14 protein-coding genes are annotated in these 14,498 nt (G+C 71.4%); 1 reads left to right on the forward strand and 13 read right to left on the reverse strand.

Going from position 1 to position 14,498, the window contains the following annotated elements; all coding sequences use genetic code 11:
- Positions 1-28: 28 nt before the first annotated feature.
- From QM779_RS12820 to aat, 11 genes are all read right to left on the reverse strand, one after another.
- Positions 29-880: an HAD family hydrolase gene (locus QM779_RS12820; protein WP_428535806.1), complete on the reverse strand. Its 852-nt coding sequence runs from the start codon at positions 878-880 to the stop codon at positions 29-31.
- 151 nt (positions 881-1,031) lie between these two features.
- Entirely contained in the window at positions 1,032-1,865 is an 834-nt protein-coding gene (locus tag QM779_RS12825) for an ABC transporter permease (RefSeq protein WP_428535808.1), read from the reverse strand.
- Positions 1,865-2,671 carry an ABC transporter ATP-binding protein gene (locus QM779_RS12830; protein WP_428535810.1) on the reverse strand — a complete coding sequence of 269 codons (807 nt, stop codon included), beginning with the start codon at positions 2,669-2,671 and terminating at the stop codon, positions 1,865-1,867. Before QM779_RS12830 ends, QM779_RS12825 begins: the two co-directional genes overlap by 1 nt.
- Before the next feature lie 60 nt (positions 2,672-2,731).
- Positions 2,732-3,757, reverse strand: a complete 1,026-nt coding sequence (locus QM779_RS12835) for a sensor histidine kinase (RefSeq protein WP_428535812.1) — start codon at positions 3,755-3,757, stop codon at positions 2,732-2,734.
- Positions 3,758-3,828: 71 nt separating this feature from the next.
- On the reverse strand, positions 3,829-4,500 hold the full coding sequence (locus tag QM779_RS12840; protein ID WP_428535814.1) for a response regulator transcription factor: 672 nt from the start codon (positions 4,498-4,500) through the stop codon (positions 3,829-3,831).
- Positions 4,501-4,586: 86 nt separating this feature from the next.
- The gene (serS, locus tag QM779_RS12845) at positions 4,587-5,861 is read right to left on the reverse strand and encodes a serine--tRNA ligase (RefSeq protein WP_428535816.1); all 1,275 of its coding nucleotides are present in this window, start codon (positions 5,859-5,861) and stop codon (positions 4,587-4,589) included.
- Between the two features lie 55 nt (positions 5,862-5,916).
- Positions 5,917-6,831 carry a prephenate dehydratase gene (gene pheA, locus QM779_RS12850; protein WP_428535818.1) on the reverse strand — a complete coding sequence of 305 codons (915 nt, stop codon included), beginning with the start codon at positions 6,829-6,831 and terminating at the stop codon, positions 5,917-5,919.
- 4 nt (positions 6,832-6,835) lie between these two features.
- Positions 6,836-8,443: a polyprenol phosphomannose-dependent alpha 1,6 mannosyltransferase MptB gene (gene mptB / locus QM779_RS12855; protein ID WP_428535820.1), complete on the reverse strand. Its 1,608-nt coding sequence runs from the start codon at positions 8,441-8,443 to the stop codon at positions 6,836-6,838.
- A 637-nt stretch (positions 8,444-9,080) separates the two neighbouring features.
- On the reverse strand, positions 9,081-9,932 hold the full coding sequence (locus QM779_RS12860) for a hypothetical protein (protein WP_428535822.1): 852 nt from the start codon (positions 9,930-9,932) through the stop codon (positions 9,081-9,083).
- Positions 9,933-10,068: 136 nt separating this feature from the next.
- Positions 10,069-10,932 (reverse strand): Fpg/Nei family DNA glycosylase, encoded by an 864-nt coding sequence (locus QM779_RS12865; RefSeq protein ID WP_428535824.1) that lies wholly within the window; start codon positions 10,930-10,932, stop codon positions 10,069-10,071.
- Positions 10,925-11,617, reverse strand: coding sequence for a leucyl/phenylalanyl-tRNA--protein transferase (gene aat, locus QM779_RS12870; protein WP_428535826.1), 693 nt, complete (start codon positions 11,615-11,617; stop codon positions 10,925-10,927). The genes QM779_RS12865 and aat overlap by 8 nt, the downstream gene beginning before the upstream one ends.
- A 136-nt stretch (positions 11,618-11,753) precedes the next feature.
- On the opposite strand from aat, the gene QM779_RS12875 reads away from it, so the two are divergent.
- On the forward strand, positions 11,754-12,437 hold the full coding sequence (locus QM779_RS12875) for a hypothetical protein (RefSeq protein ID WP_428535828.1): 684 nt from the start codon (positions 11,754-11,756) through the stop codon (positions 12,435-12,437).
- A 13-nt stretch (positions 12,438-12,450) separates the two neighbouring features.
- Here QM779_RS12875 and alr read toward each other — a convergent pair whose 3' ends face one another.
- The gene (gene alr, locus QM779_RS12880; RefSeq protein WP_428535830.1) at positions 12,451-13,590 is read right to left on the reverse strand and encodes an alanine racemase; all 1,140 of its coding nucleotides are present in this window, start codon (positions 13,588-13,590) and stop codon (positions 12,451-12,453) included.
- On the reverse strand, positions 13,587-14,426 hold the full coding sequence (locus QM779_RS12885; RefSeq protein WP_428535832.1) for a sulfurtransferase: 840 nt from the start codon (positions 14,424-14,426) through the stop codon (positions 13,587-13,589). The genes alr and QM779_RS12885 overlap by 4 nt, the downstream gene beginning before the upstream one ends.
- Positions 14,427-14,498 lie beyond the last annotated feature (72 nt).

Below are 14,498 nucleotides of genomic sequence, written 5' to 3' on the forward strand. Positions count from 1 at the left end.
CTAGGGGGAGCGGACGCCGGCCCGTGGCTCAGGACGCGAGCCGGCTCGGCTCCGGGACGCGCCGACTCGCGCGCCGGACGCCGAACCAGCGGTCGAGCTCCTGCGCGGTCCCGCGCTCGGCGAAGCAGCCGGTGACGTGGTCGGCGGCCGCCCGGACCTCGGCGCAGGCGTCGCCGACGGCGACTCCGCGTCCGGCCCAGCCCAGCATCTCGATGTCGTTGCGGCCGTCGCCGATGGCCAGCACGTCCGCGGCAGTGAAGCCGAGGTCGGCCACCACCTCGGCCAGCGCGGTGGCCTTGTTGACGCCCGCGGGGGCGATGTCGAGCCAGGCGCTCCAGCCGACCGAGTAGCTCACGCCGTGCAGCCCGAGGCGTCCGGCGAGCTCGATGAACTCGGTGTCGGAGGACTCCGGGTCGCGCACGATGATCCGGGAGACGTCGCTACCGGCGAGTTCGTCTACGGTCACCGCCTCGATCGTGCCGGTGAGGTCGCCGTCCGGGAACTGCCGGGTGACCCGGTAGCCCTCTCCGACCACCTCCGCGGCGATCGCCGCGCTCGGGTGCTCACGCAGGACTCGCTCGATGACGTCGGCCGGGTTGAAGGTGATGACGTTGCGCAATTCGAACGGCGGGAACGCGACCGTCACCGCGCCGTTGGAGGACACAGCCGGCCCCGAAGGGAGCCCCAGCTGTTCGAAGACCGGACGCGTGGCATGCCAGCTGCGTCCCGTCGTGAGGACGACCGGAACCCCGGCCGCCGTGACTCGCCGAACCGATCGGCGTACTTCGGTGGGTAGCACTCCCTCGTGATCGACGAGCGTCCCGTCGATGTCCAGTGCCACCACTCGCGGCCTCCAGGCCGCCAGTTCACTGTTGTTCATATGTCTTCGAGGGTAGCGCGCCCCGGTGACAACGAGGTGAACCCGCCGCGAACACCTCGCGCGGCACGCTGGGGACGGTTCCTATCGTGCCGCTTTCGCGTCCGCGGCACGATAGGAACCGTCCCCAGCGTTCCCCCGACCTGCGAGGAGGTCAGCGGTCCTTCTCCGAGCGGGCGTAGAGCCAGGTGCCGACGACCAGGCAGATCGCGGTCAGGGCGACGATCGCGAACAGGCTGACCACCGGGTTGAACAGGACGACGGAGGCGTAGTCCGGCGTCCCGGCGTACACCACCGCACGACCCAGGTCGACGCAGTAGGTCATCGGCAGGATCCGGCTGAGCAGCCACAGGACGCCGGACGAGTTGCCGATCGGGATGATCACCCCGGACAGGAACATCTGCGGCATCGTGATCATCATCACCGCCATGTTGGCCATCTTGTTGCTCTTGATCGTGCCCATCACGATCATCGCCAGGGCACCGCCGGACAGGCACATCAGCGGGGCCAGCGCGAGCAGGGCCAGCAGCTGCCAGGGCGCCAGGGTGATGCCCATCACCAGGCCGACCACGAGCACACCCAGGCAGGAGACGATGGCGGCGAGCGACGACCCGAGGATCTTCCCGATCACGATCGAGTACCGCGAGACGGGGGAGACCAGCAGTTCGGCGGAGTAGTTGTCGTCGCTGTCGTCGACCAGGGTGACCATGCCCATCGTGGTCATCATGAACAGCATGTTGATCAGCATCCCGACCAGCATGAACGTGCCGAAGTCGAAGCCGAGGCCGCCGGTCATGTTCTGCATCAGGTTGCCGCCGATCATGCCCATCATCATCAGCGGCATGACCAGGCTCAGCACCAGCGTGCCCGGGCTCTTCAGGGTGATCGTGATGTCGCGGGCGGCGACGGCCGCGACGGCGTTCAGCTCGCGGGCGAACCGCGACGTGAGCGGACGGACGGTGCCGGCATTCAGGGTGACGGTGCTCATCAGGCCGCCCCCCGCTCCAGGTCGAGGGCGTCCAGGTGGTCGGCGCCGTCGCGGCGAAGGAAGTCGACGTAGGCGTCCTCGAGGCTGGCCGCGCCGAGGTCGGCCTTCATCTGCTCCGGCGGATAGCACAGGGCGATCCGTCCCCGGTTGATCAGGCACACGGTGTCGGCCGCCTCGGCCTCGTCGATGTAGTGGGTGGTCAGGAACACCGTCGTCCCCCACTCGCGGCGGACGCGGTCGAGGTAGTCCCACAGATCGTGGCGGGCCACGGCGTCCAGGCCCTGGGTGGGCTCGTCGAGGAACAGGACGTGCGGGGTGTGCATCAGCGAGCGGACGACCTCGAACTTGCGCGCCATACCCCCGGACAGCTTGCCCACCTTCGTGAACAGGGAGTCCCGCATGCCGACGACCTCCGCCAGCATCTCGACGCGGTCGCGGTAGGCGGGCGGCATCATCCGGTACGTCGGCCGGTAGCCGAACAGGCCGTAGAGGCAGGCGTGGATGCGGATGTTCTCCTCGGCGGTCAACGAGCGGTCCAGGCTCGGCCGCTGGGCGATCACGCCGATGTGCTCGCGCACGTGCCGGTCCTGGGTCTCGACGTCGTACCCGGCGATCCGGACGCTGCCGGACGTCAGGCTGAGCGTCGTCGTCAGGATCGAGATCGTGGTCGTCTTGCCGGCCCCGTTGGGGCCGAGGAACGCGAAGAACTCGCCCTCGGCGACACTGAAGCTCACCCCGTCGACTGCGGGGCGCTCCGCCTTCTTGTACTGCTTGACGAGGTCGTGGACCTCGATCACCGGTGCCATGACCGTCCTCCTTGCGTCTGCGTGTTGACGCCAGTCTGCGGAGGGGAGGTCAACCCACCATCAACCGCGTGACAACGGAATGTAAACGGGGACGGGGAGCGTGACGGTGAACGTCGAACCGACCCCGGGCTCGCTGCGGACCGCGACCGTGCCGCCGTGCAGGTCGACCACCCGCTTGACCAGCGACAGCCCGAGCCCGCTGCCCTCGCCGGATCGGGCCTTGTCGGCGCGGAAGAACCGTTCGAACACCCGCGGCAGGTCGTCGGCGTCGATCCCGACGCCGGTGTCGGCCACCGTGACCCGGCAGCCCTCGGCGTCCTGCCCGACGGAGATCCGCACCCGGCCGCCCGCGGAGGTGTACCGGATCGCGTTGTTGACGAGGTTGATCCACACCTGGTGCAGCATGTCGGCGTCCGCCGCGACCACCACCGGCACCGCGCCCAGCTCGACGTCGAGGCCCTTGTCCACCCACTGCGGCTCGAGCATCAGCACGACGCTGCGGAGCTGCTCGTCCACCCGGACCTCGGCGCGCTCGATGCCGTCGGCGCTGTCGAGGGCGGACAGGCGCAGCAGGTTGTCGCTCAGCCGGGACAGTCGGCCGGCCTCCGCGGTGATCACGTCCAGGTAGTGGAGCCGGGTCTCCTCGTCGATGCCCGGCTCGCGAAGGAGTGCGGCGAAGCCCCCGATCGAGGTCAGCGGCGACTGGAGCTCGTGGGAGACGTTGGAGATGAACTCCTGTCGCTGCTGCTCGACGTTGCCCAGTCCCGTGGCCATGTTGTTCACCGCCTCCACGACCTCTGAGAGCCCCCGCCCGCGCGGCGCACGGATCCGGACGGAGAAGTCGCCGTGCGAGATCCGGTCGATGGCGTCCTGCAACTCAGCCCAGACGCGCTCCGGCTCGTCCTCCCACCGGCCGGTCGCCCGCCCGATGATCGCCGCGACAATGCCGGCGAGCAGGACGCCGAGCACGATCGAGACCCAGAAGGCCAGCAGCGCCGGCGGTCGACCCGTGACCCGGAAGACCAGCTCGGCCACCCACCAGCCGGCGGACAGCGCGAGGGCCCCGAGCACGAAGTTGCGCGTCATCTCCAGTTGCGACGGCGCGATCTGGGTCGGCTCGCGCCCCTCCCTCCGGCGAGGTCGTCCCCGCTGGCCGCTCACCCTTCCTCCAGCCGGTAGCCGAGGCCGCGGACGGTGACGATCCGGAAGCCGTTCGCGTCCCCGAAGCGGTCCCGCAGCCGGTTGATGTGGACGTCGAGAGTGCGGGTGTTGCCCTCGAAGTCGAAGCCCCACACCTCGTCGAGGATGAAGTCGCGGGTGAGCGTCCGTCCCGGGTGGGCGGCGAGCAGGAACAGCAGCGCGAACTCCTTCAGCGGCAGGTCCACCGGCTGCCCGTCCAGCGTGGCGACGTGGCTGTCGTTGTCGAGGACGAGGCGTCCGACACGCGCGGTCGACTCGACCACCTTGCGGTAGCGGCGCAGGAGCGCCTTCGCCCGCATGACCAGCTCCGCGCCCTCGAACGGCTTGACCAGGTAGTCGTCGGCGCCGGCGTCGAAGCCGCGGGCCTTGTCACCGAGCTGGCCCTTCGCGGTCAGCATCAGCAGGGGCAGGTCGGGGTGGTACCGGCGGGCGGCGCGGCAGAACTCGACGCCGTCCAGGTTCGGCATCATCGCGTCGACGATGCACAGGTCGACCTGGGTCTCGCCGAGGACGCGCAGCGCGAGCCGTCCGTCCGCCGCCGTCGCGGTCGGATAACCGGCACGGTCGAGCAGCGCGACCACGAGCTCGCGGATGTGCGGGTCGTCGTCGATGACCAGGACGGCACCCATCGAACTCCCTTCGGACGCCGCCCAGTATCCGCCGACCACGTAAACGCAGCGTCAACCGCCGCCCCGTCCGTGGCGGGACGGCGACGTCAGGCGGTCGGCGCCAGGTACTCGCGGCCGCCGAGGTAGGGCCGCAGCGCCTCCGGCACGTACACCGAGCCGTCGGCCTGCTGGTGGTTCTCCAGCAGCATGATGATCGGGCGGGCCATCGAGCACAGCGTCCCGTTGAGGGTGGCCAGGGAGCTCACCTTGTCCCCGTCCCGCATCCGGATGTTCAGCCGGCGGGCCTGGAACTCGGTGCAGTTCGAGGTGGAGGTGATCTCGCGGTAGCGGCCCTGGCTGGGGACGTAGCCGTAGCAGTCGTACTTGCGGGCCGCCGACAGCCCCAGGTCGCCGGACGCGACGTCGAGCACCTGGAACGGGATCTCGAGCAGCTTGATGAACTCCTTCTCGAAGCCGAGCAGCTTCTGGTGCCACGCCTCGGCGTCGGCCGGGTCGCAGTAGACGAACATCTCGACCTTGTCGAACCAGTGGACGCGGAAGATGCCCTTGGTGTCCTTGCCGTACGAGCCGGCCTCCCGGCGGTAGCAGGGCGAGAACGCGACGTACTGCCGCGGCAGGCTGGTCGCGTCCAGGATCTCCTCGGAGTGGTAGGCGGCCAGCGCGACCTCGCTCGTCCCGACGAGGTACAGGTCGTCCCGCTCCAGGTAGTACACGTCCTCTGCCGCCTGGCCGAGGAACCCCGTCCCCTCCATGGCGGACGGACGCACCAGCGCCGGCGGGATCATCGGGGTGAAGCCCCACTCGGCGGCCTTCGCCATGGCCAGGTTCAGCAGCGCGAACTCGAGCTGCGCGCCCACGCCGGTGAGGAAGTAGAAGCGCGCGCCGGACACCTTGGAGCCGCGCTCCATGTCGATCGCCTTCAGCCCCTCGGCGATCTCGATGTGGTCCTTGACCTCGATCCCCTCGGCGGCGAAGTCGCGCGGGGTCCCGACGGTCTCCAGGACGTACAGGTCGTCCTCGCCGCCGGTGGGCACGCCGTCGATGACGAGGTTCGGCAGCCGCAGCATGAGGTCGTCGAAGGTGAGCTTGGCCGCCTCGGCCTCGGCGGCCGCGTCCTTCACCTGCTGGGAGAGCTCCCTCGTCCGGGCGAGCAGGGCCGGCTTCTCCTCCACGGACGCCTTCGGCACCTGCCGGGAGAGCTCCTTCTGTTCCGCCCGCATCGACTCCGAGGACGCGATCAGCGCCCGGCGCCGCTCGTCCGCCGCGACGAGGTCGTCCACGAGCGAGGCGGACTCCCCGCGGGCCTCCTGCGAGCGCTTGATGCGGTCAGGGTCGGTGCGCAGCAGCTTCGGGTCGATCACGGTCGCCAAGCCTATCGTCCCGCCGTCGCCACCCTCGCTGGCGACCCGGTCAGGGTCAGTCGTCCTCGGGGTGGACGAGGGTCGCGTACCACTCGCGGGCGGCCACGAAGTCGGCGTCGGTGAAGCCGCGGGCCACCTCCGGACGCACGCCGTCGGCCCGCGGGTACGAGCCGAGGAAGATCACGTCCTCACAGATCCGGTGCAGGCCGAGCATCGCCTCGGCGACGCGCGGGTCGCGCAGGTGGCCCTCGGCGTCGATGCTGAAGCAGTAGTTGCCCATGCCGGTCTTGGTCGGACGCGACTCGATCCGGCACAACGACACCCCGCGCCCGGAGAACTGCTCGAGGATCTCGAGCAGGGCACCCGAATGGTCGGCGTGCATGTACGCGACCAGGGTCGTCTTGTCGGCGCCGGTCGGCTCGGGTGGCTCGGTCGGACGCGACACGAGGACGAACCGGGTCACCGCGGACGGGTTGTCGGCGATCGCGGTCGCGATCGGGACCAGCCCGTACTGCTCGCCGGCCATCTCCCCGCAGATCGCCGCGTCGAAGCGGGACGCCGGGTCGGCCACCTCCTGCGCGGCCGCGGCGTTCGAGCCGCCCTCGGTGACCGCGACGTGCGGCAGGTTCGCCGCCGTCCAGTACCGGGTCTGCGCGGCGGAGTGCGGGTGGGTGATCACGCGCTGCACGTCGGCGAGGGTGGTTCCCGGGCGCGCGTAGAGGTTGAACTGGACGGGCACCAGCACCTCGCGGGCGATCATCAGCCGGCCACCGCTGGCCAGGGTGTCCAGGGTCGCGGACACCCCGCCCTCGACCGAGTTCTCGATCGGCACCATCGCTGCCTCGACCTCGCCGCAGCGCACCGCGTCCAGCGCCTGCGGGACGCTCGGGTAGGCGATCGCCTCGTCCGCGGAGATCGTCAGCAGCGCCTGGTGGGTGAAGGTCCCCGCGGGTCCGAAGTAGCCGAGCACCCGCTCAGCGTAGTGGCGCGGCGGCCGGTTCTCGCGTCCGTCCCCGCCCCCGCAGCCAGCCGGGGAGCTTCGGCAGCTCGCGACCCCACGTCCACCACCAGTGCACGATCAGGACGAGGACGAGGATCTGGGCGCCCGAGCACAGCTGGTTGCGGACGAAGTCGGAGACGGCGCCCATCTGGTCGCTGAACTGGACCGACCGTCCGGTGACGTAGGCGACCGAGAGCCAGAACCCGCGCCACATCATCATCACGTCCAGCCGCGACGCCATCATCAGCCCCAGCGGCACCCAGGTGGTCAGGTCGTACCAGCTGAGCGTGTAGGGGGAGGTCACCAGCCAGGCGGCGGTGAGGATCGCTGCCGTCCGGACGGCGATCGTGAGCGGGTCTCGGCGCGGGTCCTCGTCGTCGGGGACGCCGGGGACGTGCCGCCACGGCATGACCCGGGACAGCATCCAGATGACGATGGCCATCATCACCCAGCCGGCCCAGCCGATGATGCTGCGGGTGGGCAGGTCGCCGATCAGGGGCGTGAGCAGCCACTGCAGCGCGGGCGCCCACGACCCGGCGGAGATGTAGCCGGTGTTGCGGCCGGCGGCCAGCAGGGCACGCGGCACCACCAGCCCGTACGCGATCGCGAGCGGGATCGCCGCGCCGACGGCGAGCTGCAACAGCTTGCGCCAGTCGCGCCGGTAGCCCCAGGCCATGGCGATGCCGTAGAAGACCAGCGAGACCTTCACCGTCCCCGCGATCCCGATGCCGAGGCCGGCCAGGAACGGGCTGCGGCGCATGAACATCAGCCCCACGATCGCGAAGACGAGCGTGAACGCCTCGTTGTGCGCGCCGGCGAGGACCGACCAGATCATCAGCGGGTTGAGGACGGTGAACAGGATCGCCCGCGTCTGGATCCTGTGGTTGTCGTGGGCGAGGACGACCGCGATGGCCCCGATCACGAGGAACGGCAGCAGCGCGAACATCTGCAGCCAGAAGACGGTGTCGTGCATGTTGCCGTTGCCCAGCCACGCGGCCAGCCACTGCGACCACGACGCCAGTGGGCCGTAGACGCTCGGGGTGTCCTGCCAGGGGCGCTCCGTCCAGATCAGGACGGGGTCGTACTCCTGCCGGAAGATCTCCGCGGGGGTGATGTTGTACGGGTCGAGGCCGAGCACCTGGAGGCGCCCGTACGCGGCGTACATCAGGACGTCGGCGGACGTCATCGGCGGGACGAGGCAGGTCAGGATGCTGAGGACGGAGCCGAGGAGGAACAGCCGGCGGTTGTTCGGACGCCAGCCGAGGTTGACCGCCCGCCAGCAGATGAACAGGCCGATCGTGCCGAGCGCGAGGGCCAGCCAGAGCACGGGCACGGCCACCCACTCGTTGAGCTCGACCATGCCGACCGGCAGGTACCACGGCGGCAGGTAGCTGACCCGTGGCCCGAGCTTGAGGGCGACGGAGGACGGGCCGCAGAACGCGACCGCGAGGATCAGGACGGCCCCGGCGATGATCAGCCCGATGCCCAGTCGGGCGTTCCTGGCCCAGGGTGCGGCGAGGACTGCGCGCAGTCGCGCCGCCACACCACCGATCCCGATTCTCATCGCCTGCCTCGACCTCATCCCAGAAGCAGGCTACCGGCTGCCCGCCGCCCGATCCGGCCCCGCCCGGACCCGAGACCGGACCGTTACCTTGCCCCGCCCGAAGAGGTTCGCGAGCGAACCGACACCTGAACGGCCCCTGAGGAGGTTCGCGAGCGCAGCGAGCGAACCGTCACGAAGGGCCGCCGCCACACACAACGCAACCGACCGCGCCCCCACACTGTCATCCCGGCGAAAGCCGGGATCTCAACGACACAGCCGACCCCACCCACCCGGAGATCCCGGGTCGAGCCCGGGACGACAAGACCCGCCCACCCGTCATCCCGGCGAAAGCCGGGATCTCGACGACACAGCCGACCGCGCCCGCACGGAGATCCCCGGTCAAGCCCGGGATGACAGGGCCGGGCGGGCCGCCGCCACCCACGACGCAACCGACGCGGCCCCCACGCTGTCATCCCGGCGAAAGCCGGGATCTCGACGACGCAGCCGACCGCGCCCGCACGGGATCCCGGGTCAAGCCCGGGACGACAGGGGCGGGACGGAGATCCCGGGTCAAGCCCCGGACGACAAGGGCGCGGGACGGAGATCCCGGGTCAAGCCCCGGACGACAAGGGGGCGGGACGGAGATGCCGGGTCGAGGCTCGCCGCCGCAGCGGCCCTACCCCTCCCGGCGTTGGGTGGCCTGCTTGACGCCCTGCTCCGCGAGGATCCGGACGAGCTGCGTGCCCGGGACGAAGATGTTGACGGCCTCGACGCCGACGTCCAGCAGGAAGCGGGGCTCGAGGATCTTGCCGAGGTACTGCTCGAACGTGGCGCCGTCGGGACGGATGTCACCGGTGAGGCCGTCGAACTCGATCACGGCCTCCTTGCCGGCGTGCCGGTACCGGAACGCGAAGACGGGCCGGTAGACGAGGTCGACCAGGTCGACGGTGACCCGCTCCTCCAGCACCCGGTCCGCGTCGATCTTGCCGATGGCCGCCGACATCACCTCGCGCACCAGCATGGACGCCTTGTTCTCCGGCGGCACCACGACGATGCCGCCGCGCGCGGCCTCCGCGAGCGCCTCCGCGTCCGTCACCGTCCCCGGATAGGACAGGTAGGACGCGAGCGCGGGGTTCTCGGCGCGGGACAGCCCGTCGAACAGGTACTGGCGCGAGGTCTCGTCGCGGCACGACTCCAGGCCGGACAGGCGGAACTGGCCGGCTTCGGCCGCCACGTCCTCGCCGCTGATCCGGACGCTGCGAACGCTCGGCGACACGGCGACCGTGTAGGTGCGCGTTCGTTCGTACCCGGCGACAGCGGTGGCGTGGAGGTGCCAGAACGGCTGCAGCCGGCGCTCCCGGTACACGCACTCGTAGTCCTCCGAGGCCGACCGGTTCAGCAGGCCGCCGAGCCGGGCGACGGTGCCGAACGCGTCCGCGCGTCGCGCCCAGGCCCTGCCCTCGGCGTGGTCGAGGCTGAACCGCTCGGTGAGGACGAAGATGCGTTCCTCTGCGATCTCGACGTCCACGATGACCCCCCTTGTCGATCAGGGGTCAGCCTAGGCCGGGACGGGGTGCGTACGGCAGGGGCAATACGTCCCCTCCCGGCAGGACGGGCGAAACTGCTTCACCGTCAGATCGCGCCACCTCACACGTCGCGCCGCGCTACTTCAGCAGCCGCGACAGCCGCCGGTCGGCCAGCGGCTTCCCTCCGGTCTGGCAGCCCGGGCAGTACTGCAGCGAGCTGTCGGCGAACGACACCTCCGCGATCGTGGTGCCGCACACCGGGCAGGGCTGGCCGGTGCGCCCGTGGACGCGGAGGTTCAGCTTCTTGTCGCCCTTGAGCTCCTTCGCCGCCAGCCCGGCCGACCGCGCGACCGCGTCCGCCAGTTCGGAGCGGATCGCCGCGTACAGGGTCTCCCGCTCGGCGTCCGACAGCCCGTTGGACGGCTTGAACGGGCTCATCCGGGCGGCGTGCAGGATCTCGTCGGAGTAGGCGTTGCCGATGCCGGCGATGATCCGCTGGTCGCGCAGGACCCCCTTCAGCTGCGCGCGTCCGGCCCGCGCCAGGATCGCGTCCAGCACCGCGGGCGTGAAGTCGTCCGCCAACGGGTCGGGGCCCAGCGTCGCGATGCCGGGGACGTCCTCGAGCGTCTTCACCACGTACACGGCGAGCCGCTTCTGGGTGCCGGCTTCGGTGAGGTCGAAGCCGGAGTCGTCGTCGAACACCACCCGCAGCGCCAGCGGTCCGCGGCCCGGACGCGCGGGCGCCTGCGGCATCGCGTCCTTCCAGGTCAGCCAGCCGCCCCTGGCCAGGTGGAACACCAGCCACAGCCCGTCGACGGAGAGGCAGACGAACTTGCCGCGGCGCTCGACCCCGTCCACCTCGAGCCCGTTGAGGGCGCTCAAAGGCAGTTCGAACGTCTTCAGGCACGCGAACGCAACCAGCTCGGAGCGGGCGACGACCTTGCCCACACACGCGCCCGTCAGGAAGCCGCGCAGCGCCTCCACCTCCGGCAGTTCAGGCATCCGGCCTCCTTCCTCGCGTCCACACCGGCGACGGCACCGTCAACAACTCCGCCAGCAGGCCGAGGTACTCCTCGCGCTCCACCTCGATCACCCCGAGGCTGGCCAGGTGGTCGGTCTGCCACTGGACGTCGATGATCCGGTCGTCCGCGTGCTCGTCGGACAGGGCGTCGACCAGAGCCACGAGAGCGACCTTGGACGCGTCCCGCCCGAGCTCGGCGTCGTGGAACATGGACTCGCCGGCGAACATCCCGCCCAGAGAGATCCCGTAGAGGCCGCCGACCAGGCGCCCGTCCGCGTTCCAGGTCTCGACGGAGTGCGCGTACCCGGCCCGGTGCAGAGCCGTGTAGACGCGGCGGATGTCGGCGTCGATCCACCCGAAGGGACGCCGCGGGTCCGCGCACCGGTCGAGCACGTCGGCGAACGCCGCGTCGACCGTGGTGGTGTAGTGCCGGGCGGACTTGCGCAGCGACCGGGTGACCCGGAGCGCGTCCAGCGGGAGCACGCCGCGGGACAGCGGCGACCACCAGCCCATCTGCCCGAAGCCCGACTCGTGCAGCGGCATCGGGAAGACGCCCTCGGTGTAGGCGGCCAGCACCAGGGCCTCGTCGAACTCCGCCGAGAACGCGATCATGTCCTGCGCGGGCCAGCCCGACGACGGCCCGAAGATGCCCGGACGCCGTGCCATGTGCCGATTGTGCCAGCCTGCCCCGACAACGCCCCGGATCGGCCCGGGTCGGATCGGGGGTGGATGGGGGAAGAGCCCCCATGCCCCCACCACCGGTGCGCGCCTACGCTGGGAGCCTGACAGCGAGAGGAACCCGATGGCCAACGCGGCGTCCGACTTCGGCAAGCAACTGGTCACCCGCACGCCCGAGGTGGCCGGCGGCCTGCTGCGCAGCATCGTCGACTTCGCGCTCGACGGCAGTTCGGCGTTCCCCGGCGCGAAGGCCACCGCTGCCCGGTTCCTGCAGTCCCGCGGCGAGCGGGAGGCCGCGATCGACGGGCTCGTCACCTACCACGTGGGCATGGCGTCCGCGCAGGGCTTCGTGACCAGCGTCGGCGGCCTGATCACGCTGCCGGTGGGGCTGCCGGCCAACATCGCGGGGATGGCGGTGCTGAGCGTCCGCATGATCGGGTCGATCGCCCACCTGCGCGGCTACGACGTGTCCGACCGGCGCGTCCGGGCGGCCCTCACGCTGGCGATGCTCGGCGACGACGAGGTCCGCAAGCTCGTCGCGGACGGACGCCTGCCGACCTCGCCCCTGGCCATTGCGACCGCCCCGATGTTCGACCCCGCGCTCGAGCGGCTGATCAGCGAACGGGTGATGGGCTCGTTGGCCGGACGGATGGGCGGCAAGCACCTCGCCGTGGTCGTGGTCCGGCGGATCCCGCTGGTCGGCGGCGGCGTCGGCGCGGCGGTCGACGGCTGGCTCACCTTCGGGCTCGCCGGCTACGCGCGCCGCGAGTTCGTCGCCCGGCACCAGGCGTCCATCCCCCGCGAGTGACCGTGTGGACCGCTCAGGAGGCGATCGGCTCCGGCGGAACGGCGTCGCGGGCGACCCGGCGGGTGATCAGGCAGGTCACCTCGTAGGGGATCGTGCCCATCACCTCGGCGATCTCGGACGCGGTGATCTCCTCGGCGCCGCTGCGTCCGACCAGCACCACCTCGTCGGCGACGGCCACGTCGGTGTCCGGGCCGAGGTCCAGCATGGTCTGGTCCATGCAGACCCGGCCTGCGATCGGGTAGCTGCGTCCGCCGACCAGCATCCGGCCACGGTTCGACAGCAGCCGCGAGTACCCGTCCCCGTAGCCGACCGGGACGGTGCCGATCCACGTGTCCCGCGGCGCCGTCCACGTGCGCCCGTAGCCCACGGTCTCGCCCGCGCGGACCTGCTTGGTGAACGTCACCCGCGTGCGCCACTCCAGACCGGGCTGCAGGACGAGCGTCCGCTCGGCCTCGGGGTCGGGGTACGCGCCGTAGAGGATGATCCCGGGGCGGACGAGGTCGAACCACGCGTCGGGGTGGCCGAGCACCGCCCCGGAGTTTGCGAGGTGCTTCAGCAGCGGGCCGTGCACGGCCTCCACCGCCGCCGCGGTCTCCCGGAACAGGCTGATCTGGTCGGACGTGAACGCGGCCCCGCGCGGGGAGTCGGAGATCGGCAGGTGCGAGAACAGCCCGTCGAGGCGGACGCCGTCCGTGGCGTCGGCGAGCCGGGCGAGCGCAGGGGCCTCCGCGGGCTCACACCCGATCCGCCGCATGCCGGTGTCGACCTTCAGGTGCAGGCTCGCCGTCGTGCCCAGGGCGGACGCGGCCGCGGCCGCCTCCTCGATCGACGCGGCGTCGGTCACGCAGAGGGTCAGCCCGGCGGCGACGGCCGCGCGCACCTCCTCACCGCGGGCCACCGACAGCTTCAGGATCGGCATGGTGATCCCCGCCGTGCGCAGTTCCAGACCCTCGCCGACCGTGGCCACCCCCAGCCAGTCGGCCGCGCCCGTGCGCTCGATCATGCGCGACACCTCGACGGCGCCGTGGCCGTACGCGTCCGCCTTCACCGCGGCGAGCACCAGGCGGTCGCCGACGCGCTGCCGGATCGCGGCGAGATTGGCCCGGATGTGGTCGAGGCGGGTGGTCGCGACGCTGGACGCACCGACGGTCATCGGGCGTCCCCGGTCTCGACCGGACGCTCCGGGTCGCTCGACCAGCCCGACCACGACGGCGCGTAGAGGGCGGCGTCCACACCGAGGCTGGCCAGCGCCAGCACGGTCTGGGCTGCCGACACCCCCGACCCGCAGTAGACCGCCACGCTCGCGGTGTCCTGCGGCAGCACCAGCCGCTCCTCCAGTTCGTGCCGGGACGGGAGCAGGCCGTCCGCGTCCCACAGGCGGGAGACCGGCCGGTTGACCGCGCCCGGGATGTGGCCGGCACGGGCGTCGATCGGCTCGACCTCCCCCCGGAACCGCTCGGGGGCGCGGACGTCGATCAGGACCCCGTCGAAGGCAGCCACCTCGTCCGCGTCCAGCGTGGGCAGGTGGCCGGTGGTCAGTCTGAGCGGTGCCGCGGGGGCGAGGTCGGGCGCGCCGGTCTCGAGGTCCTGGCGCGCGGCCAGCCACGCCGTCAGCCCGCCGTCGAGCACGCGGACGTCCAGTCCGGCCCAGCGCAGCACCCACCACGCGCGACCCGCGGCGAAGGACCCGGGGACGTCGTAGACGACCACCGGACGAGCGGGGTCGATCCCCAGCAGGCCCAGGCCGACGCCGAGCCGGTGCGCGTCCGGCAGCGGGTGGCGGCCCGACTCCGGGTCGTCCAGCGGTCCGGTGAGGACGCCCTCGAGATCGAGGAACAGCGCCCCGGGGATGTGCCCGGCCACGTACTGCTCGTAGCCGGTGCCGGGTCGCTCGCCGAGCGTCCAGCGGACGTCGAGCAGCTGCGCGCCGGCCGACAGGGCGTCGGTGAGGTGGCTGACGGGGAGGAGGACGTCCGCTCGCGTGGTCACCCGCAGAACTCTAGGACCCCGCTCGTTCACCGCCGGGCCCGTCCGTCGCCGCCGGCCCGACGTGACCACCCG

This window comes from Propionicimonas sp., from assembly GCF_049840635.1.
Lineage (GTDB): Bacteria > Actinomycetota > Actinomycetes > Propionibacteriales > Propionibacteriaceae > Propionicimonas.

Coding starts and splice junctions, on each gene's coding strand:
- QM779_RS12820 (WP_428535806.1), bottom strand. CDS start 880: ATGAACAACAGTGAACTGGCGGCCTGGAGGCCGCGAGTGGTGGCACTG.
- QM779_RS12825 (WP_428535808.1), bottom strand. CDS start 1,865: ATGAGCACCGTCACCCTGAATGCCGGCACCGTCCGTCCGCTCACGTCG.
- QM779_RS12830 (WP_428535810.1), bottom strand. CDS start 2,671: ATGGCACCGGTGATCGAGGTCCACGACCTCGTCAAGCAGTACAAGAAG.
- QM779_RS12835 (WP_428535812.1), bottom strand. CDS start 3,757: ATGACGCGCAACTTCGTGCTCGGGGCCCTCGCGCTGTCCGCCGGCTGG.
- QM779_RS12840 (WP_428535814.1), bottom strand. CDS start 4,500: ATGGGTGCCGTCCTGGTCATCGACGACGACCCGCACATCCGCGAGCTC.
- mptB (WP_428535820.1), bottom strand. CDS start 8,443: ATGAGGTCGAGGCAGGCGATGAGAATCGGGATCGGTGGTGTGGCGGCG.
- QM779_RS12865 (WP_428535824.1), bottom strand. CDS start 10,932: ATGCCTGAACTGCCGGAGGTGGAGGCGCTGCGCGGCTTCCTGACGGGC.
- aat (WP_428535826.1), bottom strand. CDS start 11,617: ATGGCACGGCGTCCGGGCATCTTCGGGCCGTCGTCGGGCTGGCCCGCG.
- QM779_RS12875 (WP_428535828.1), top strand. CDS start 11,754: ATGGCCAACGCGGCGTCCGACTTCGGCAAGCAACTGGTCACCCGCACG.
- alr (WP_428535830.1), bottom strand. CDS start 13,590: ATGACCGTCGGTGCGTCCAGCGTCGCGACCACCCGCCTCGACCACATC.